This window comes from Meiothermus rufus DSM 22234, from assembly GCF_000423425.1.
GTDB classification, from domain to species: Bacteria; Deinococcota; Deinococci; order Deinococcales; family Thermaceae; genus Meiothermus; species Meiothermus rufus.
The window spans coordinates 20953-39702 of the sequence record NZ_AUHY01000023.1 but is presented as its reverse complement, the minus strand read 5'-3'; the positions used below and the strand labels follow the sequence as shown (position 1 = coordinate 39702).

The following is an 18750-nucleotide window of genomic DNA, read 5'->3' as shown; positions in this document are numbered from 1 at the left end:
CGTGCTCCACGACCTCTCGCAGCTGCACGCCGTGGCCGTGGAGCTGGACGGCGAGGCCTGCCTCACCCGCACCGAGCTGGTCGGGCAGGCCTACGAGGCCTTCAAGGCCGTGGGCCTGCGGCCGCCGGCGCGGGTCCAGCCGCTGCCACGTCCCGAGACGACCCCCGCCGGGTAGTGTAGTGGTACGCGACCCCCGTGTGCCCAAGAAAGCCTTGTGTTTCAAGGGTTCTCAAGGATCACGGTGTCAAAGTCGAGCTAGGGCTTTTTCCTGCCAGGACTGGCGCTCGAGGTCAGGCAGCGACGAGCGCTGTAGCAAGACCTCCGGTGCCCCTTTTAGGTAGCTTACCGGGCCTTGATGGCTTTGTACGGTGACCCGCTGGAACTTGTGGCTGCTCTCGAAGGCCCGCTCTGAGAGCCGAGGGTGGTGCTGCCGCAGCGCTTCGGGCCTTATTCCCTGTTGCTCCAGGAATTGTAGCAAGGCCAGGTCGAGGGGATCGCCAATGCCGTGGTCGGCGTCGTTGGCTAGGGCCAGGGCCTCTTGGGCCTTGGGGGGGTCGGGGCTATCCAGGGCCCGTACCTCCATGCGGTTTTCGGTGAGGGTGCCGGTCTTGTCGGTGGCGATAACCGTGACCGAGCCCAGGGCCTCTACCGCGGATAGCTTGCGCACAATGGCCTTCCGCTGGGCCATGCGCTCTACCCCCAGGGAGAGGGTGAGGGTAAGCACCGCCGGTAGCCCCTCGGGTACTGCGGCGACTGCCAGAGCGATGGCAAAGAGAAAGACCTGGGGAAGCCGCCCAATCCCCTCAAGGAGCAAGCCCAGCAGCACCAAGCTAGCTGCCAGCAACAGGACCCAGCGGGCTACTTGGTTGCCAAAGCGATGCAGGTCGCGCTCGAGGGGGGTAGGCTCGGGGCGTATTTCTCCCAGCAGGGTGGCCAGCCTACCCAGGGCACTTTGGGAGCCGGTGCGGAGCACCTGGGCAAAAGCCTTACCCCGCACCAACAGGGTTCCGCTAAAAAGCTCTTCTCCAGTTTCTTTTTCCACTGGCAGGCTTTCCCCGGTCAGAACCGACTCGTCGACCAGGGGGCTGCCTTCCAGCAGCCGCACGTCGGCAGGCACGCGGTCGCCAGCCTCGAGGCGGATCAGATCGCCTGGAACCAGAGCCCAGCTAGGCCGCTGCTCCCAGACCCCGTCGCGCTCCACCCAGACCAGTGGGCTGGCCAGGCGTTTGAGCTGACCCAAAGCGGCTTCCGACTTTCGCTCCTGCCAGGTGCCCAGCCCGGCGTTGAGCAACAAGATCAGCCCGATCACCAAAGACTCCAGCGGCCAGCCATGCCGATCCTCGAGCCACCAGGCGGCAAAGTCCACCGCCAAGGCAAATAGCAGGATGTAGATGAGGGGGCTTTTGAACTGGCGCAAAAAGCGGCGCCACAAAGCCTCAGGGGGCTTTCCTGGCAAGGCGTTGGGGCCATGGAGGCGCAGGCGTTGCTGGGCTTCCTGTTCACGGAGACCCTGGATGCGCTGGCGGTTCACCTTGACCCCCGTCTAGAATGACTCCTCCGGGCCAGGCTATAGCTTCTTGGGGTGGACGTTTGTCCTGTTCATTGAGCCAGCTATGTTCTACCCGGTGCCACCCAACGACGGAGGTCTTTAGCTAGGTCAGACTGCGCTGGTGGCCGGACGTAACCTCCATTGAGGCCAGGTTTTGGGGATTGGGCTAAAGGTGCTGCTCGAGCCAGGCTGCCACGTCCTGCAGAACCTGGGCTTGGTTTAAGTCGTTGTGGGGTTCGTGAAAGCCACCGGGGTAGACCCGCAGCACCTTGTCGGGAGTGGCCACTTTTTGCCACAGCCAGCGGGCTCCTTCCACCCGGTTAATGGTGTCGGCCTCACCGTGCAGGATGAGCAGGGGAGTGCGGATATCCTGGGCTCGAGCCTTGACGGCCTGGATGATTCGCAAGACCTCGGTGCCCCAGCGGGCGCTGGCCTGGCCGTGCACCAGCGGGTCGGTGCGGTAGGCCTGTACCACCGCTTCATGGCGGGAAAGGGCCTGGGGGTCCAGGCCCAACTTGAGCGAGAAGCTGGGCCAGAGCTGGGAGAAGAGCCGGGCCAGGGCGACCAGCAGGGGCTTAGCAGTCTGGCCGGGCTCGAGCAACACCCCACTCACAATGGCTCCCCGTAGACTACTGGGCTGTGTTAGCAGGTAGTCCAGCACAATCAGGCTACCCATGCTGTGCCCGTAGAGGAAAAGCGGCTTTCCGCTTTCCCAGGCGGCTACTTCCTGCTGGAAGCGCTCGAGGTCGGCCCGGTACTGGCTCCAGCGGAGGATATGCCCTCGTTGTCCTGGGGAACGGCCATGCCCCCGGTGATCCAGGGCATACACAGCAAAACCTTGGGGAACCAGGTAGCCAGCCAGGTGGCCATACCGCCCGCTGTGCTCGCCAAACCCGTGGACCACCAGCACAGCGGCCCGGGCGGTTGCTTTTGGCCGCCAGCCCTGGAAAAACAGCCTTAGGCCGTCCGGGGCGGGGAAATAACCTTCTTCATGATGCATATGGATGAAGGCATTATACGCGGCGAACAGCCAGGATTCGAACCGGCTTAAGCAACCACTGACCCTGGACTGGGGGGGTGTCGCCGCCGGTGGGCTGGGCTTGAATCTGCCGCACCACCTCGAGGCCCCACACCACCCGGCCAAAAGCGGCAAAGCCTAGCCCATCGGGGTTACGCCGCCCGGCGAAGTCTAGCTCGGGCTGGTCGCCGATGCAGATGAAGAACTCCGAGTGGGCTGAGTCCGGGCCCAGCCGGGCCATGGAGATAGTGCCGTCGATGTGGCGCAGGCCGGTCTGGGCGGTGGTCTCTAGCGGGATGGGGGGCAGCTTGGCCGGGTGGGGGCCCATACCCAGCCCTCCTTGAATGACCTCAATCTTCACCGGGCTATGGGGTTGGTTGTCCGCGCGCACAGCGCGATAAAAGCTGGCCCCCTGGTAGCGTGCTTCATCCACGTAGCGCAGGAAATTGGCCACGGTGAGGGGGGCTTGCCGAGGGAAAAGCTCGAGGCCTATCTCACCCAGCTCGGTTAGGAGGGAAACCTTAGGGTTGTCCGGCATAGGCGTGGGTCACAGGGCCTTCCCAGTCGGCAGGGCGTTCCCCCAGGCCCAAGCGCCAGGCCACCCCCTGGGCGCAACGCTCGGCTGCCCGACCATCGCCGTAGGGGTTGGGGCGGTTGCGCATGGCTTCCAGGGCGGTCTCGTCGGAAAGGAGGGCATGCACAGTGGCAAAGACTTGTTCGGGGTCAGTTCCGGCCAGCTTCAAGGCCCCTACCAAAAGCCCTTCAGGCCGCTCGGTAACGTTGCGCAGCACCACTACTGGCACCCCCAGGGTGGCCCCGCTTTCCTGCACGCCCCCGGAGTCGGTGACCAACAGGGTGGCGCGCTTCATCAAAGCTGCCATGGTGCCGAAATCCAGCGGCTCCAGCAGGGCAAAGTTGGGTAGGCCCTCCAGCTCGGGATAGACCGCCTCCCGCACCGCAGGGTTCAGGTGTACCGGGTAGACAAAGTGGCACTCAGGGTGAGCCCGGGCCACCCGTGCCAGGGCCGAGGCCAGTTCGCGCATAACGGGCAGGTTCTCGCGCCGATGCATGGTCACCCCCACGATTCGCTTACCCTCGGGCAGGGGTGGAGGGGTACCGCGCGCACTGGCATAGAGTACGGCATCCACCTCGGTCTGGCCGGTCACGATGATGTTTTGCTCGGGCTTGCCTTCCCGCAACAGGTTGGCCTTGGCGGTGGGGGTAGGCGGTAGATCCAGGTCGGTTAGCACATCGGTCAGGCGACGGTTGGCCTCTTCGGGGAAGGGTTCCAGCAGGTTGAAGCTGCGCAGACCGGCCTCTACATGGGCCACCGGAATGCCTTCGAAAAAAGCGGCCAGGGTTACTGCAAAGGTGGTGAGGGTATCGCCATGAACCAATACATAATCGGCCCGTAGCTCCTTAAGTTTGTGGGCTGCGGCTGGCACGATGCGGCCCATCAGAGCAGGCAGCGTCTGGCGCTCGGTCATGGCCCGCAGGTCTGCGTCGGGCTCGAGGCGGAAAACCCGCAGGGCGTCCTCGAGCTGGGTGCGGTGCTGTCCGGTAGAAAGCACCGTGGTGCGGATGCCGGCCTGCTGGCGCAGGGCAAAGACCACCGGGGCCATCTTGATGGCCTCAGGGCGGGTTCCAAAAGCAACGACAACATGTTTAGGCATGGGCTTCTCCGGCGGTTCCTCGAGGGTCCGCCCATGCCCTAGTTTATAGGGCAGCGGGTTTTGCCAGAAGGGGCCGTTGGCTATTGCTGTGCCAGGGCTTCCCTAGCTTTTTTCTTGGCCACCTGCTCAGCCACCCAAGCGTAGGTGCGCTCCATGCCCTGGCGCAGGGGTTGCTGGGGAGCCCAGCCCAGCTTCTCGCGGATGCGGGTGTTGTCGGAGTTGCGCCCCTGCACACCGGTGGGGCCAGGTACATTGCGGATGTAGAGGTTCTTGCCGGAGATTTCGATAACCATGCGGGCCAGGTCGTTGATGCTAATCATCTCCTCGGAACCAATGTTGAGGGGACCGATGTAGTCGCTGTTCATAAAGCGTTCCACGGCTTCCAGGCACTCGTCGATATACAGGAACGAGCGGGTTTGGGTGCCACTACCCCATACCTCAATCGCCCCACCCTCTGGGGCCTCGGCCACCTTGCGGCACATAGCAGCGGGGGCCTTTTCGCGTCCCCCCTCCCAGGTTCCTTCGGGGCCGAAGATGTTGTGAAAACGGGCTACCCGAACATCTAGGCCGTAGTTGCGGTGATAAGCGAAGTAGAGGCGCTCGCTGAAAAGTTTTTCCCAGCCGTACTCGCTGTCGGGCATGGCGGGATAAGCCGAGTCCTCGGCGGTGACCGGTTTGGAGGGGTCGAGCTGGTTGTACTCCGGATAGATGCAGGCCGAGGAGGAGTAAAAGACCTTGCCCACCCCCTTGTGACGCAACTCTTCCAGCACGTTGAGGTTGATCAGAGCCGAGTTGTGCATGATGGCCGCGTCGTTTTCGCCGGTGAAGACAAAGCCAGCCCCGCCCATATCGGCCGCCAGTTGATAGACCTCATCAAAGCGGCGGTCGATGACCTGGGCTACCAGACGGGGGTCACGCAGGTCGCCTAGTACAAAGTCGTCGGCAGGACTGGGGGAGAACTCGGGGTATTTGAGGTCCACCCCCCGTACCCAGTAGCCTTGGGCCTTGAGCTTTTTGACCAAATGTCCTCCAATAAATCCACCGGCCCCACAAACCAAAGCTGTCTTCATTCGAACCTCCTTTAGCTCTCCATCGGATAACGACGCAAGCCCAGCCATTGCATTAGCACAGCCAGCACAAAGCGGGGGTTATTTTTCAGATAGCGCCGGGCCAGGCGTTTGGGTTCGGAAAGCATGCGGAAGAACCACTCCAGCCCGCTTTGCTGCATCCAGCGGGGGGCCTGCGGCTTGAGCCCTGCGTGGAAATCGAAGGCGGCTCCGACCCCAATCATCACTGGGGCCTGTATCTTGCCCAGGTGGGCCGCCATCCAGCGCTCCTGCTTGGGGGTGCTGAGACCCACCCAAACGATATCGGGCTGGGCTGCGTTGATCTGGGCCACAATGGCGGCGTCTTCTTCGGGGGTCAGGGGGCGGAAAGGGGGTGAGTAGGTGCCCACCACCTGCAAACCGGGGAACCGCTCTTGCAGTCTGTCGCGCAGCAGTTCGGGCACGCCCGGGTTACCCCCATAGAAGAAGTGCCGGTAGCCTTTTTCCCTCGAGGCCGCACATACCGCCAGCATCAGGTCGGGGCCATAAACCCGCTGCGCGTGCTTATGCCCGGCCAGGCGGCTCAGCCACACCATGGGCATGCCGTCGGGAGTGACCAGGCCAGCCCGGTTGTGGATTTTGCGCAATTCGGGGTCGGTCTGGCTCTCCATAACCCCGTGTACCCCGGTAACGCACACGTAGGTCTGGTGTTTTAGCTGGATCCAGGTATCCAGGATTTCCAGAGCCAAAGGCAGGTTAATGGCGCTGATGCCCACGCCAAGCACGTTGGTTCGCGCTACTTTGGGTTCCATCCTCAATAGGCTCCCTTGGCCCCCAACACGGCCAGCACCGTGCGGAAAAGAAGGTATATGTCTAGCCATGGCGACCAGTTGCGGATGTAGTAGGTGTCGAGCTCTTCTTGCAGCTTAAGGTCGCTATCGGCACGGGCCAGCACCTGCCAGAGGCCGGTCATGCCTGGCAGGACGCTGTAGCGCAGTTGGCGAAACTCGGGAGAGAAACGCTCGAGGTGATAAATCGGAAAAGGGCGGGGGCCTACCAGGCTCATCTCGCCCCGCACCACGTTGTAAAGTTGGGGCAGCTCGTCCAGGCTGGTTTTGCGCAGGAAGGAACCCACCCCCGGTAGGATGCGGGGGTCGTGCTTGAGCTTGAAGGTGCGCTCCCACTCGGCTTGGGCCTGAGGGTTTTCCGCCAAGTAGCGCGTGAGGCGTTCTTCGGCGTCGGGGTACATGGTGCGTAGCTTGAGAATCCGGATGGGCTGGCCCTTGTAGCCTTCGCGAACCTGGGTAAAGAAGGGCGATCCGGGGCTTACTAGGCGAATCCAGAGGGCCAACAACCCGATCAAAGGCAGGCTCAATACAAACAATGGCCAGCCTAAAAGCCGGTCTATCCACCACTTAATGGCCCGATTATGTGGCAGTAAAAGATTTTTGCGCACCGAAAGGCCGTGGATTCGGCCCAGGTCGCGCACCATGAACCAGTCTATGGTTTGTTCGCCCAGGTCGGGCACCACAATTACCTGCAGGAAAGGCAGGCGATGAACCAGCGCCTTAAGCTCAGCCCGGCTGATGCTCGAAATGGCCACCAAGGCCTCACGCACCCCTTGTCGGCTGAGCTGCTCGGCCTGCTCGAGGGCGCCCACTACGGGGATACCCTCCACTAGGCGGTGCTGTTTGTTGGGGTCGTCGTCGAGAAAAGCCACCGGCACCAAGCCCAGGTACCGATCCCGCTTGAGGGCTCGAGCCACCATAGCCCCGGTCAGACCTGCCCCGAGGATGACCACCGGCTGCCCCCAGTAGCCGGCCCTAATGAGCAATTCCCTGACCAGAGCGTTGAGCAGCGGAACCAGCAACAGGGCAAAGCCTCCTGTCAGAGCCATGACCCCTGCGTATTTTTGCGTGGCAGGGATCAAGGCCAGGCCCAGCCCAATACAGCCAAACAGCAGGGTGGTGATGATCAGGGTTTGCCGCATACGCTCGACCGGGTGCAGGCCGTACCCTGGATATAGGGCCCATAGGAAATAGCCCAGGGGGAATCCGGTCAAGACCAGCGCCAAGGGGGTGTATTCTCCTAAAGGAATGGCCTGGGGCCACACGGTAAAAAGGCCTGTATGGACACCCAGGGCCAGCAAGAGGGAGAGCTCGAGGGCGAAGACATCGCTCAGCCACAGGATGACAGGAACCCAGCCAGGTCTTCGCCAGGCCGCTGGCGCTGTGGCTAGGGTGTCTTCGGCGGGGGATGTGATCCAAGGAGCGCCATGCTGCGCCATAGTTCCCTCCTCAATGCAAGGTGTTCGCTAAACCTTCTCTCACAAGAATGGTAGAGCATTTGGGGCAAAAAGCCATGCAAAATAGGGCGTTTTTAACGCGGTAACGCTAGATTAACGTTGTGGAGAGTCTGCCATGCCGTGGCCCACAAGCTATAAAGAGGGGTTTTTGAGCGCAGACCTACGTTAATGCCAGGCCCAGCCTAGTTACGGGGCCTATGCGGTTTTGGGTCGCAGCAAGCCAGCCAACAGGGCGATGACCAGGGCCAAAGCCGCTACCAGCCCAAACGAGACCCGTAGGGAGGTGGTGTGCGCCACCAGCCCGATAAGGGGTGGCCCCAGCAAAAAGCCCAGATAGCCCAAGGTGGCGACTGAGGCCAGCGCGACCCCAGGGGGTACCCCAGCCACCCGTCCTGCGCTGCTGAACACCAAGGGGAACAGGGTACAGTAACCCAGGCCGACCAGGGCAAACCCTCCTAAGGCTACACTGGGACGGCTAGCCAGTAGTACGGTGAAAAACCCAGCGGCAGCGAGCAGTCCCCCCATCCGGGCCAGCATCACTGCGCCCAGCCGATGAGTGAGGGCATCCCCCGTTAGGCGGCCCAACACCATGGCCAAAGAGAAGGCCGAGAAGGCTAGGGCAGCCACGGCTTCGTTGCTGTCGATCACCTGCTTCATGTACACCGCGCTCCAGTCAGCGACCGCGCCCTCCCCCAGACCGGTGCAAAATACGATAAGTCCAAGCCCCAGCAGGGCACCTCGAGGCCAGACGAAGCGTGGTCCGCGGGCCGCGGGTCGGACCGGTAGCAGGTGCGTCCTAGCCCAGAGTATGGGTGGGAGCAATCCAATAGCCACCCAGCTAAAAAATGCCAGGGGCCCTATCCCAGCTGCGGCGGCTGCACCGCCTAGGGCCGCTCCTGCCAAGCCTCCCAGACTGAAGAGGGCATGAAAACTGGACATAATCGGTCGGGCATAGCGTTTTTCAGCTTCCACCGCCTGGGTATTCATCGAGATGTCCATAGCGGCGTTGGCGAAGCCGAAAGCGAAAAGCGCTACAGCCAGTACCCATCCGCTGGGGGCTAGGGCCAATGGCGGCAGCAACAGGCCGTTGGCTAGGGCAGACAGTACCAGCACCGGACGGCTGCCCCACTGGGCAATTAACCCCCCGGTGAGCGGCATGGCCAGAACCAGCCCCAGCGGTGCGCCCAGCAGCACCAGCCCTAGCTCGCCCGTATGGAGGCCCAGGCTTTCCTTGATAGCAGGTATGCGCGAGACCCAAGCAGCAAAAACGAAGCCGCAGATAAAGAAAATCAGATAGATGGCTCTTCTGGCCAGAGAAAGGTGGATGGTTGGGGGAGAGGACATGGGGTGCTTTCAACTTGAACGGTTTTCTGACCATTAGCGGGTGAGCTTTTCGATAAGGGCACGGTGCTGGGGAAACTGCTCAGCCAGTGCTGTACGAGAGGCCAGCTCGAGGTCGGCAAAATCGAAGCCAGGGGCCACCGTACAGCCTACCAGGGCATAGCTGCCGGGTGCCTCCAGGCTGGCCGCAAACCAGTGCCCTGCGGGTACTACTGCCTGGAAAACCTGTCCCTGGCTGGGGTCGGGGCCTAGCCGAAGGTGCTTTAGCTGGCCCTGGGGCGAGATTTGCCAGAGGTGGAGGGGCTGGCCAGCGTAGAAGTGCCATATCTCGTCGCTTTTAAGCCGATGGAAGGCGGAAAAATCGGGGTACTCCAGCAGAAAGTAGATAGCGGTGGAAAAAGCCCGCTGGCCTCTATAGCGGCTGGGCAGACAAGCTTGGGGGATACTTTCCTGGGCGATGTAGGTCTGGCGGTAGAACCCTCCCTCCGGGTGCGGTTCTAGCGAGAGCTGATCTTTCCAAAAATTCGCGCTGTGCATATGGTTCGTAGAATCCAAACTAGGCTCCTATCGGCGGGGCCTGCCTAGGCGCGGTAACCTTGGCCTATCGGGCCAGAGGCCATCGGCCATCAGATGCAGCCACTGCGAGGCATAGTACCCCAGCACAAGGGCCCACAGAATTTCCTGGGGAGGAGCTTTGAGCTGGGCCTGTAGCTCGAGGCGCAGCCCCAGGTATTCGGCCAGGACGTGGGCCAGCCCATACAAAGCCAACCCGACCCCCCCCAGGTACAGAAGGCGGGTCAGGGGGCCTACAACCCAGGTGTGGGAAAGTCCCCGGTGGGCAAACAGCCAGCCATAGGGAACCCAGAAAAATCCTAGCCAGCCCCAGCGTTCCTTGGGCCGCACCCGCTGTTCGGCTAAATCTAGGTCGGGGGTAATCAGGAACGTTCCTACCAGGAACCCCCCAACGAAGGCCACCGCGGCGGGCTGGGGAATAGGGATGGCCTGCTGGTGGATCCAGTAGGCAGCCGAGGCCAGCCCCAGCACGCTTAGGTTGATGACTTCGTGCACGCGCCCCGATGGCACCTTCCTAGTTTACCTAGCCAGCCTCGAGGTCACAGGGGCAAAAGCATGTTTTTGCTGGAAATGTCTGTTGATTTTTGCCAAAGACAGAAAATGGGCGGGTTTGGCTGGGGAGCCCAGCCTGTTGTCCAATACTCAAGCAAGCTTACCAATATTCTTTTTACGCCTCCAGCACGCACTTTCCGCTGGACCAAATGATGAGAAAAGGGGAGTCTCATCCATACCCTCTGGGCTTCTGATAGACTTTGTAGCCGTGACCGTGGAGGCTCGGGCTGCCCCCAAACGCGAAGCCATCCTCGAGGCAACCATCCGAGTTCTAAGAGACCGGGGGTTGTCGGGTCTAAAAGTCGAGGAAGTCGCTAGGGAGGCTGAGGTCGGAAAGGGCACGGTTTATCTGTATTTCCGGGATAAACAAGACCTACTCAAAGCCCTGGTGGAGCACTACACCTTTGCCTACTACCGTAAGGTAGAAGGGGTGGTGGAGCGGGAAGACTCTTTCCGAAACCGGCTGGCCGAGGTGTTGCAGCTTCGCGTGGCCTGGGTGGAGGAGTGGCGCGGCCTATGGGCTGCGGTGGCGCGGGAAGCGCAACCGGTAAATACCGTAGACTGGCTCAGAGAAATGCACGAGCACTACCAGCGTCTGCTGGAAAAGCTGGTGCAGGATGGCAAGGCCGGAGGCGAGGTGCGCCCGGAGCTGGACACCAGCCTTACCGCAGCCAGCATAGCTGCGCTGGCCTGCAGCCCGCAACTCGAGTTTCCACGGGAAGTCTACCTCGAGCACCTGCTCGAGGTTTTGTTGAAAGGAGTGGCGTTGTGAGCGAATACCGTCCAGGAGATAAGGTCGTGCTGCCGCCGTATGGCGTAGGTGTGGTGGCGGGGATCGCCCAGCGTTCGGTTGCCGGTTCGGACAAGTCCTACTACCAGGTGGACTTTCCCGGAACCCGTTCCAAAGCGTATGTGCCGGTGGAGGCACCACAAACCACCCGTTTGCGGCGGGCCTTGTCGCCGGATCAGGTCAAAGAGGTGCTAGCCTTGCTGCGCGAAGGGCGCCTGCCGCTGCCTCGCCAGTGGGCGGCCCGTCACCGTAAGACCACCGAGATACTGGCCGAAGGCGATCCTTTCCGCATCGCCACCCTGGCGGGGCAGCTTAGGGCCTGGGAGCTGGAGAAGGGTCTGCCTGACCTTGACCGCCAGGCGTTGCGGCGGGCCTTGCATCTTTTGGCCGAGGAGATTGCCCAGGTGTTGGAGATCAGCCTCGAGGAAGCCCGCAAGCTCTTTGAAGAAGCGGTGGGCGAGGGCCTTAACTGAAGCAAAAAACCCTGCGCAACCCAGGCCCGAGGGCCTGGGTTGCTTGTTGGGGGCTAGGGGTTGGGCAGGGGCAGTACCTGTACCTGCACCACTAGCTTTTCCTGACCACCACCCCGGCGCAGCCCCTTGAGCGGTGGACAGTCGTCGTAGTCGCGTCCGTGGGCTTTCTTGATGTACTGCTCGGTGATGGGGGTGTTGTTGGTAGGGTCGTAGCCGCACCAGCCCGCCCCTGGCACGAAAGCCTCGACCCAGGCGTGGCTGCCCTCGGAGCCCACCCCGGTGGCCAGGTAGCCCGAGACGTAGCGGGCTGGAATGCCCACGCTGCGCAGCGCTGCCAGCATGGCCTGGGCGTAGTCCTGGCAGACCCCGGCCCGCCCCTGTACGAACTGGAGCAAGGGGGTGTCGAGCTGGGTGGCCCTAGGGTCGTAGCGGAAGAGGTGGTGAAGGTGGGTGGTCACCTTCAGCAGATAACCGTGAAGGTCCTCGCGGGCCTCGGGAGGGCGGAGCTTTAGGAGCTCGAGCCAGTTGGGGTGCAGGGGTACCCGCGGGGTGGGGGCCAGAAACTCGAAGAAGCGCGCCGCTAGGGGGCGCAGGGCCTGTACCGCTACGGCAGGAGGGCGGGGGGTCGGGAAGGTAACCACTGTGGCCCGCATCTCCACCAGTAGCCGCCGGTGAGGTTTGGTGATGTGAACCTCGTAGACCCGGTTGTGGAAGTAGTCCAGGCGACTACGCGGTATGACCTCAGGCAAGATACGCAGGCGGAAGTCCAGCAGGCCCTGGCGGTGGTCGTCTACCGGGCAGAGCCACAGCTCGTTGAAGGAGTCTCGCGCTTCCTCCGGGTAGGTATACTCGGTAAGGTGATGCACCAATAGCCGCACGTTACCCTGCTTTAGGGCTAAAGCCAGGCCATAACCTCTTCGCGCGAGGGCAAGGAGGACTGGGCTCCTACCCGGGTGACGGCCAAAGCCCCGGCGACACAGCCTAACCGGATGGCCCGTGGCAGGGTTTCTCCTTCGCACAGGGCCACCGCCAAAGCCCCCACAAAGGCGTCTCCCGCACCGGTGGCGTCTACCGCTTCCACCCTCAGGGCAGGCTGGTGGCCCGACCCTTCCGGCCCCACCCAGACGGCCCCCTGTTCGCCCAGGGTTACAATGACCCTGGGGACTTTCTGGCTTAGCTCCCGGGCCACCTCGAGGCCCATCTCGGGCGAGTCGGGCAGAACCCCACATAGCCCTAGGGCCTCCTTGTCGTTGACCACCAGGATGTCTATGCACTCCAGCAGCCTATCCGGCAGCCGCTGGGCTGGGGCGGCGTTCAATAGCACCGTGGCCCCGGCCTGGCGGCCTAGCTCGGCGGCCCGGCGCACGGTGTCGAGGGGAATCTCGAGCTGTAACACCACTACCCGGGCCCCCTCGAACTCGGTGAGGGTGAGGTTTTCAGGCCGGAGACGGTGGTTGGCTCCGGGCGAGACGATGATGGTGTTCTGACCCGCCTCGTCCACGGCGATAAAGGCCACCCCAGTGGGCGCCGCGATGGGTAGGGTGGCGTGAACGTTGATGCCTTCTCGTTTCAATGCGTTGCGCAGCTCATGACCAAAGGCGTCCTGCCCCACCCGCCCGATCATCCGTACCCCCACACTGGGGGTACTGCCCTTTCCCGGCACCACTTGTCGCTGGCTCAGGCGGGCTGCGGCCACCGCCTGGTTGGCCCCTTTGCCGCCGTGGTAGGTCTGGTAGTCCGAACCCAGCAGGGTTTCCCCGGGCAGGGGGTGCCGCTTAACCTTGACCACCAGGTCCATGTTGAGGCTGCCAACCACCACGATGCCCATCCTTCCTCCTAGTAGCCTCCGATGCGCTCGACCAACAGGTCGTAAAAGCCCTCCACATCAACCTCCAACCCCACGGTGCAGTTGGGGGGTTTACCTGTAACGTGCCAGTAGTCGCAGACCGTGCGGCCAAAGGCTAGCCCTTCGTTGCTCTCGATTTCCACGTTGAACAGGCCGGTTTTGAACAGCTCGGGGCGCAGCAGGTAAGCGATGGTGCAGGCGTCGTGGATGGGGGCACCCTCCCACTTGTAGCGCCGTCTATGGTGCTCGCGGAAAAACTCCAAAAGCTCGGCCACAAAACGGCCTACCGGCGTACCCAAGGCGCGGAAGCGGGCGATGCGGGCGGGGTGGGCCACGGTCTGGTGGGTCAGGTTGAGGCCCATCATCACCAGGGGAACCCCGGCCTCAAAAACAATCCGGGCAGCATGGGGGTCGCACAGTATATTGAACTCGGCGCTGGGGGTCCAGTTGCCAATGTCAATCGAGCCACCCATCAGCACGATTTCTCTGATCTGGGGGATGATGCGGGGCTCGAGGCGAAGAGCCAGGGCGATGTTGGTCAGGGCGCCGGTGGGCACCAGGGTGACCTGACCGGGGTGTTGCAACACTTGTTCGATAATGAAGAGCACGGCGTGTTTGGGTTCGGCCTGGCCGGTAGGGGTAGGCAGGTGGGGGCCCCCCAGCCCGGAGGCCCCATGCACGGCCTCAGCGCTGATGCGATCGCGCACCAAAGGACGGTCGGCCCCGGCGTAGACGGGTACCTGTACGCCGGCCACCTCCCGCACCACCAAGGCGTTGCGGGTGGTGTGCTCGAGGCCCACGTTGCCGAAAACCGTGGTGATACCCAGCACCTCCAGCTCGGGGCTAGCCAAAGCCAGCAAAATGGCAATGGCGTCGTCGTGGCCGGGGTCGCAGTCGAGAATAATCTTTCGCCGCACGGCCTTTAGCTTACCGCAGATTCGCTAGGCTAGAGCGGGATAAACTCTATAGAGGTGCGGCCATGATAGACGCCAAGGAAGCGGTCAAGATCGCCACCGAGTATATCCAAACCCTGTTCGCCGAGCGGCAGATTCCCGAGCTAAGGCTAGAAGAGGTCGAGCTATCCCCCGACAACCAGTTTTGGGAGGTGACCCTTTCCTTTGTGGTGCGCGAGCCCACCGCCTATTTGAGCCTGGGCGAGGCGGCCCGCACCCGCGAGTACAAGGTCTTTCGCATCAACGCCGAGACCGGACAGGTGCAGAGCATGAAGATTCGTAAGGTCTAGCCCTTCGGGAAAGCTTTAACTTTCCCTCATCCAGCCTTTCCTGTTTACCGCCGGTTAATTGCTGCCGGCTAGACTGCGGTTGGCCTAAACCCCAAGAAGCGGAGGAACCATGAAGCCAACCGTACTTATACCTATCGCCCTAGCCCTGTTTCTGAGCGGCTGCGGCTTTTGGTCAACCGATGCCCCTAGGCCTAACTTTCAGGTTCTGCTGGTAGCGGCCAACCTCTCCGGCTCGCTGGCGCAGGGCATTCCTACCCCTGACCCGCTGGGTGGCCCCAAGACCGATTTATCTCAGATAGCCAGGGTAATAGTGAACCTGGAGCGCATCGAGCTGGTAGGTGAAGGGGGCCGGGTAGTTGGGCTGGCGCCTAATCCCGAGCTGGGCGATAGCGACGGCGATGGCAGGCCCGATATCGACCTGATGACCTTGTCAGGCCAGCCGACACCCCTTGTGAAAGGTACAGTACCGGCAGGGGTTTACACCCAGTTCCGCCTGTTTTCGCCGCTCGAACAGGGTGCGGAGGCCCAGTCGGTCTACCTGGTGATGAACAACGGCAGCAAAGTGCCGCTGCGTATTCCCAGCGGCCAGCAGACCGGCCTCAAGCTGGTCATCCAGGGGGGGGTCAGGGTGCAAGTAGAGGCCACCACCACCCTCACGCTGGCCTTCGACCTGGGCCGCTCGCTGGTACAGACGGGCAATGGGCGCTACATGCTGAAGCCCGTGGTTAGAGCCAGCGGCGATGTGTCTTCCGCCATGGTGAAGGGCAAAGTAACCTTCAAAGGGGGCCGGGCCGTGCAGGATGCGGGGGTAGAGGCCAAGTCCGCCGACAATACCTACCTCACCATGACCAATGCCGACGGCCTGTATAGCTTTCCTGCAGTAGCCGCGCCGGCTACCTACGCCTTCACCTTCCGCCTTCAAACACCTGAGAACGTGGTTTATCTGAGCAAGAAAACCCTTGATGTACCCGCCAATACCGTCACTACGGTCGATGCCGAGTTTGAGCCTACCGGCGGGATCACGGTCTCGCTCAAGCCGGCTACCCCTCCCAGCGATGTGACGGTAGAAATCAAGGATGCCAGCCAGGCCACGGTGGCTTCGAGCCAGGAGGCCGACGCCCAGGGCCAGTATGTCTTCAGCACCCTTCCTCCTGGCCTCTACAGTGTGCGTGTGGGGGCTACCCTGGGGGGGACGCCGGTGAGCGGGCAGGCCACGGGGGTAGTGGTGGAAGACTATAGGATGACCCGCCTGGAAATTGAACTGAGGTAAAAGGCCTCCCCAGGCCGCTGGGGAAGTTGGTTTTGAGTCCGCGGCAAAGCCGGGTTAGCAAGGATTACCTGAAGCACAGGCATCGCACCAGGGTGCGGTGTGAGGCGGTCTGTTCCTGCGGGCAAGCAAGTCTGGGGCCATCGGCGATAAACTATCCCCCATGCGCCCGGCCTGGTTGGAGGTGAATTTCGATGCCCTAGCCCATAACTTTAACCTTTTGCGTGCGGCCGCAGGCCAGGTACAGGTGATCGGGGTGGTCAAGGCCAATGCCTACGGCCACGGGGCGGTGGAGGTGGGCAAGGAATTGCTGCGTCTGGGTGCCTGGGGGCTGGCGGTGGCCACCACCGCCGAGGCCCGCGAGCTGCGCCGGGCGGGGATTGTAGCCCGGATTCTGCTGATGGGCAGCCTGCATCCCCAGGAAGCCCAGGACGTGGTGGAGCTGGACTTGATTCCCTCCCTCTCGACCCTCGAGGCCGCCGAGGCCCTCAACGCCCTGGGCCGGCCCCTGGCAGTGCACCTCGAGTTCGATACCGGGATGGGCCGGGTGGGCTTCCAGCCCGAGGAAGCCCGCATGGTCAGGGAACGCTTTGCCCACTACGAAAACCTACTCATCCAGGGCATCTACTCCCACTTTGCTGATGCCGAAGAGGATGAGCCCTGGACCAAAGAGCAGATAGAACGCTTCCAGTATGTGCAACAGGTCTTTGGGCCGGGGTATTTCTACCACCTGTGCAACACCGCCGGTGTGGTCAACTATGGCCAGTACGGCCTGAGTGCGGTGCGACCCGGCATCGGGCTCTACGGTCTGCTGCCCAACCTGGGTCTAAGGCCCATCGCTCGTCTGCTGGCCAAGCCTACCCAGGTCAAACAATTGCCTGCCGGGCGCAGAATCGGCTATGGCGGCCTCTATACCACCCAGGGCCCGGAGTGGATCGCCACCCTACCGGTGGGCTACGCCGACGGAATGCCCCGGCTGGTCTTCAACCGGGCCACGGTGCGCTACTTCCGGGCCGAAAGCCTCGAGCCTTGCGTCTGTCCGGTGGTGGGCCGGGTCTCGATGGATCAGATTACCGTGCGGCTTCCTGAGCCGGTGGGCTTGGAGCAGGTGTTTGAGGTGGCCACCCCCGACTTTGACCCCCACAGCAGCCTGTGGGGCTGGGCCGAGCTAACTGGCAGCGTGAGCTATGAGCCAGCGGTGCGGCTGGCGGCGCGGCTGCCTCGAGTGTATGTACGGGCGGGGGAAGAGGTGGCCCGGGTAGAGCCCTTTGGCTGAGGTGTGGGCCTGACCGAGACCACTTTCCTTTGACCTTGTTTCGGGCAGAATCAAAGGGTGGGTACGCTCAAAGCCATTAAGCTGTTCCAGGGATACCTGTGGCACCCCAAGGACCTGCCCTTCGATCCTCGCGGGGCTATCCCCCGCCAACTGGGGGAGGTGCACGTGTTGATCGACAAGGTGCGGGCCCCCATGGCCTTTTTCGACGATGGTACCCCCACCGAGACCCAGCAGTTCTACCAGGTCACCCTGTTGGTGCGTACCGAGCTGGAGCCAAGGGAGCTGGGGCCGCTGGCCCAGCGGGTGAGCCAGGAACTCAACACCTACCTGCAGGCCACCCCGCAGGAAGTAGGGTGGCAGCTTTTGGAGGATCTGCGTCCGCTCTAAGGAGCGGGGGCCCTAGGCTGGGTTTTTGTAGGGGCTTGGTCGTGGTCGGGAATCAGGTCTTCGGCCTCGCGTACCACCCGGAACAAGTAGCCACCCAGGCCTACGGCCATCCCTAGCAGTCCGCTTAACACCAGCAACAACGCCATTCCGGCCCCTGATCCTACCCCTACCAGGCCGCCAAACAGACCCACCAGTGCGCCGCCAGGCATCATGGCGGGGGTAAGTACCCGGTCGGCCAGGGGCCCTGCGACCAGCATGGCCAGCGGCCCAGCGACCCAGGCAATCATGCGCCGGGCGGAAAACACCTTGCCCTGCACATCGGGCGGCACTTTGGCCTGCCAGATGGCCTGGTTGGAGCCGTTCAGGATGGGGACAACCAGGGCAAAGACGAAAGCGGAAACAGCCCAGACCCATACGCTTTGACCCAGTCCCAAAAGCACGCTCCCGAAAAAGCTCGAGACGACCCAGCCCAGAAGCACCCCGTGGACCTTGCGCTTGGGCCCGCCCCAGGTTGAAAGCAGGATGCCGCCCAGTACCCCGCCCATGCCAGCAGCGCTCTGCACGGTGGCCAGCGCGGCTTCGCTCGAGGCAGTGCGGGCTAAAATCATGGCGGCCATCACCGCCGAGCCCAGGTTGGCCACCAGATTGCCCAGCAAGAACACCGTTTGCAAACCTAGCAGACTGGGTCTGGCGAAGATGAAGCGGAAACCATAGAAGGCCTCTAGAAGCAGGCTTCCACGGCTTTCCAGCCCTGCTGCACTCTGCTTAGGTTGTGGTACGTGCACCAGTATCAAGGTCAGGAAAGCGGCGGCGAAGGTTACGAGGTCTATGAGCAGGATGCCCCCCAGCCCCACCAGCCCCAGAAGAATGCCCGCCAGGATGGGGGCCCCAATCCCCGAGGCCGACTCGGCCAGCGCCAGGAGGCCGTTGGCCCGGGCGTAATCTTTCTTATCCACCATGGTCGAGATGGCCGCCGAGTAGGCCGGCCACTGGAAGGCGCTGGTCAGGCCATTAAGCACCCCTACCGTGTATAGGTGCCAGATTTCCAGATTTCCGCTCAGGTACAACAGCAGCACCACCAGCGTGCCCAGGGCTGCCCCCAGGTCCGAGACCATCATCATCCGCTTGCGGTTGCCCCGGTCGACCCAGGCCCCGGCAAAAGGGGAGATGAGAATGAGGGGCACCATGTAAAAGAAGCCCATCAGGGCCAGCGAGGTGGCCAGCCCGGTTTTTTCAAAGGCCCAGATGGTCAGGGCGAACTGGCTCATGCCACTGCCCACCAGGGAGACTAGCTGCCCCAGGGCTACCAGTGTGAATCCCCTGAGTCCGGATAGGTAGGGTTGCATCGTTCTCCTATGGCCTGCTATTGGCCCTTACCAAGTTTAGGTGGGGCCTACTCCATAAAAAAGCT

19 protein-coding genes and 2 pseudogenes are annotated in these 18750 nt (G+C 62.5%); 7 read left to right on the top strand and 14 right to left on the bottom strand.

Annotation, left to right across the window (positions count from 1 at the left end; genetic code table 11):
* Positions 1 to 175 (top strand): annotated as a pseudogene (locus G552_RS17065) (IS1634 family transposase); the annotation flags it as partial.
* An 84-nt stretch (positions 176 to 259) separates the two neighbouring features.
* On the opposite strand, the pseudogene G552_RS14860 reads toward G552_RS17065, so the two are convergent.
* The 10 genes and pseudogenes from G552_RS14860 to G552_RS0105830 all read right to left on the bottom strand — a co-directional run.
* Positions 260 to 1516 (bottom strand): annotated as a pseudogene (locus tag G552_RS14860) (cation-translocating P-type ATPase); the annotation flags it as partial.
* Between the two features lie 199 nt (positions 1517 to 1715).
* A complete protein-coding gene (locus tag G552_RS0105870; protein WP_027882191.1) occupies positions 1716 to 2549 on the bottom strand; it encodes an alpha/beta hydrolase in 834 nt (277 codons plus the stop codon).
* Between the two features lie 13 nt (positions 2550 to 2562).
* Positions 2563 to 3105 carry a peptidylprolyl isomerase gene (locus tag G552_RS14855; protein WP_036270348.1) on the bottom strand — a complete coding sequence of 181 codons (543 nt, stop codon included), beginning with the start codon at positions 3103 to 3105 and terminating at the stop codon, positions 2563 to 2565.
* Positions 3089 to 4240 carry a non-hydrolyzing UDP-N-acetylglucosamine 2-epimerase gene (wecB, locus tag G552_RS0105860; RefSeq protein ID WP_027882190.1) on the bottom strand — a complete coding sequence of 384 codons (1152 nt, stop codon included), beginning with the start codon at positions 4238 to 4240 and terminating at the stop codon, positions 3089 to 3091. Before wecB ends, G552_RS14855 begins: the two co-directional genes overlap by 17 nt.
* A gap of 80 nt (positions 4241 to 4320) precedes the next feature.
* On the bottom strand, positions 4321 to 5310 hold the full coding sequence (locus G552_RS0105855; protein ID WP_027882189.1) for an NAD-dependent epimerase/dehydratase family protein: 990 nt from the start codon (positions 5308 to 5310) through the stop codon (positions 4321 to 4323).
* An 11-nt stretch (positions 5311 to 5321) separates the two neighbouring features.
* Positions 5322 to 6098 (bottom strand): WecB/TagA/CpsF family glycosyltransferase, encoded by a 777-nt coding sequence (locus G552_RS14850; RefSeq protein WP_036270346.1) that lies wholly within the window; start codon positions 6096 to 6098, stop codon positions 5322 to 5324.
* 2 nt (positions 6099 to 6100) lie between these two features.
* Positions 6101 to 7573 (bottom strand): exopolysaccharide biosynthesis polyprenyl glycosylphosphotransferase, encoded by a 1473-nt coding sequence (locus tag G552_RS0105845; protein ID WP_084640383.1) that lies wholly within the window; start codon positions 7571 to 7573, stop codon positions 6101 to 6103.
* 213 nt (positions 7574 to 7786) lie between these two features.
* Complete coding sequence (locus G552_RS0105840; protein ID WP_027882187.1) at positions 7787 to 8935, bottom strand: MFS transporter; 1149 nt, start codon at positions 8933 to 8935, stop codon at positions 7787 to 7789.
* 33 nt (positions 8936 to 8968) lie between these two features.
* Positions 8969 to 9469, bottom strand: a complete 501-nt coding sequence (locus G552_RS0105835) for a cupin domain-containing protein (protein WP_027882186.1) — start codon at positions 9467 to 9469, stop codon at positions 8969 to 8971.
* 27 nt (positions 9470 to 9496) lie between these two features.
* Entirely contained in the window at positions 9497 to 10015 is a 519-nt protein-coding gene (locus G552_RS0105830) for a metal-binding protein (RefSeq protein ID WP_027882185.1), read from the bottom strand.
* A gap of 250 nt (positions 10016 to 10265) precedes the next feature.
* Here G552_RS0105830 and G552_RS0105825 point away from each other — a divergent pair, with 250 nt between their 5' ends.
* Complete coding sequence (locus G552_RS0105825; RefSeq protein WP_027882184.1) at positions 10266 to 10829, top strand: TetR/AcrR family transcriptional regulator; 564 nt, start codon at positions 10266 to 10268, stop codon at positions 10827 to 10829.
* Positions 10826 to 11320, top strand: coding sequence for a CarD family transcriptional regulator (locus G552_RS0105820; protein WP_027882183.1), 495 nt, complete (start codon positions 10826 to 10828; stop codon positions 11318 to 11320). Before G552_RS0105825 ends, G552_RS0105820 begins: the two co-directional genes overlap by 4 nt.
* Positions 11321 to 11373: 53 nt before the next feature.
* Here the strand turns inward: G552_RS0105820 and G552_RS0105815 are convergent, their stop codons facing one another.
* The 3 genes from G552_RS0105815 to G552_RS0105805 are packed head-to-tail and all read right to left on the bottom strand — an operon-like array spanning position 11374 to position 14083.
* Entirely contained in the window at positions 11374 to 12198 is an 825-nt protein-coding gene (locus tag G552_RS0105815) for a transglutaminase family protein (protein ID WP_027882182.1), read from the bottom strand.
* Between the two features lie 17 nt (positions 12199 to 12215).
* A complete protein-coding gene (gene rbsK, locus G552_RS0105810) occupies positions 12216 to 13148 on the bottom strand; it encodes a ribokinase (RefSeq protein ID WP_027882181.1) in 933 nt (310 codons plus the stop codon).
* Positions 13149 to 13156: 8 nt separating this feature from the next.
* On the bottom strand, positions 13157 to 14083 hold the full coding sequence (locus G552_RS0105805; protein WP_027882180.1) for a nucleoside hydrolase: 927 nt from the start codon (positions 14081 to 14083) through the stop codon (positions 13157 to 13159).
* 62 nt (positions 14084 to 14145) lie between these two features.
* Here G552_RS0105805 and G552_RS0105800 point away from each other — a divergent pair, with 62 nt between their 5' ends.
* The 4 genes from G552_RS0105800 (at position 14146) to G552_RS0105785 (ending at position 17339) form a co-directional block, all read left to right on the top strand.
* Positions 14146 to 14409, top strand: a complete 264-nt coding sequence (locus G552_RS0105800) for a hypothetical protein (protein ID WP_027882179.1) — start codon at positions 14146 to 14148, stop codon at positions 14407 to 14409.
* A gap of 109 nt (positions 14410 to 14518) precedes the next feature.
* Entirely contained in the window at positions 14519 to 15679 is a 1161-nt protein-coding gene (locus tag G552_RS15815) for a DUF4382 domain-containing protein (protein WP_027882178.1), read from the top strand.
* A gap of 160 nt (positions 15680 to 15839) precedes the next feature.
* Entirely contained in the window at positions 15840 to 16952 is a 1113-nt protein-coding gene (gene alr, locus G552_RS0105790) for an alanine racemase (protein WP_027882177.1), read from the top strand.
* A gap of 57 nt (positions 16953 to 17009) precedes the next feature.
* The gene (locus tag G552_RS0105785) at positions 17010 to 17339 is read left to right on the top strand and encodes a DUF3208 domain-containing protein (protein WP_027882176.1); all 330 of its coding nucleotides are present in this window, start codon (positions 17010 to 17012) and stop codon (positions 17337 to 17339) included.
* On the opposite strand, the gene G552_RS0105780 is transcribed toward G552_RS0105785, so the two are convergent.
* Positions 17336 to 18685, bottom strand: coding sequence for an MFS transporter (locus tag G552_RS0105780; RefSeq protein ID WP_027882175.1), 1350 nt, complete (start codon positions 18683 to 18685; stop codon positions 17336 to 17338). The genes G552_RS0105785 and G552_RS0105780 overlap by 4 nt on opposite strands.
* Between the last annotated feature and the right edge of the window lie 65 nt (positions 18686 to 18750).

What these genes read in the sequence shown, in the direction of transcription:
- G552_RS0105800 (WP_027882179.1), top strand. Translation starts at nt 14,146, where the DNA reads ATGATAGACGCCAAGGAAGCGGTCAAGATCGCCACCGAGTATATCCAA.
- G552_RS0105840 (WP_027882187.1), bottom strand. Translation starts at nt 8,935, where the DNA reads ATGTCCTCTCCCCCAACCATCCACCTTTCTCTGGCCAGAAGAGCCATC.
- alr (WP_027882177.1), top strand. Translation starts at nt 15,840, where the DNA reads ATGCGCCCGGCCTGGTTGGAGGTGAATTTCGATGCCCTAGCCCATAAC.
- wecB (WP_027882190.1), bottom strand. Translation starts at nt 4,240, where the DNA reads ATGCCTAAACATGTTGTCGTTGCTTTTGGAACCCGCCCTGAGGCCATC.
- G552_RS0105845 (WP_084640383.1), bottom strand. Translation starts at nt 7,573, where the DNA reads ATGGCGCAGCATGGCGCTCCTTGGATCACATCCCCCGCCGAAGACACC.
- G552_RS0105780 (WP_027882175.1), bottom strand. Translation starts at nt 18,685, where the DNA reads ATGCAACCCTACCTATCCGGACTCAGGGGATTCACACTGGTAGCCCTG.
- rbsK (WP_027882181.1), bottom strand. Translation starts at nt 13,148, where the DNA reads ATGGGCATCGTGGTGGTTGGCAGCCTCAACATGGACCTGGTGGTCAAG.
- G552_RS0105835 (WP_027882186.1), bottom strand. Translation starts at nt 9,469, where the DNA reads ATGCACAGCGCGAATTTTTGGAAAGATCAGCTCTCGCTAGAACCGCAC.
- G552_RS14855 (WP_036270348.1), bottom strand. Translation starts at nt 3,105, where the DNA reads ATGCCGGACAACCCTAAGGTTTCCCTCCTAACCGAGCTGGGTGAGATA.
- G552_RS0105870 (WP_027882191.1), bottom strand. Translation starts at nt 2,549, where the DNA reads ATGCATCATGAAGAAGGTTATTTCCCCGCCCCGGACGGCCTAAGGCTG.
- G552_RS14850 (WP_036270346.1), bottom strand. Translation starts at nt 6,098, where the DNA reads ATGGAACCCAAAGTAGCGCGAACCAACGTGCTTGGCGTGGGCATCAGC.
- G552_RS0105855 (WP_027882189.1), bottom strand. Translation starts at nt 5,310, where the DNA reads ATGAAGACAGCTTTGGTTTGTGGGGCCGGTGGATTTATTGGAGGACAT.
- G552_RS15815 (WP_027882178.1), top strand. Translation starts at nt 14,519, where the DNA reads ATGAAGCCAACCGTACTTATACCTATCGCCCTAGCCCTGTTTCTGAGC.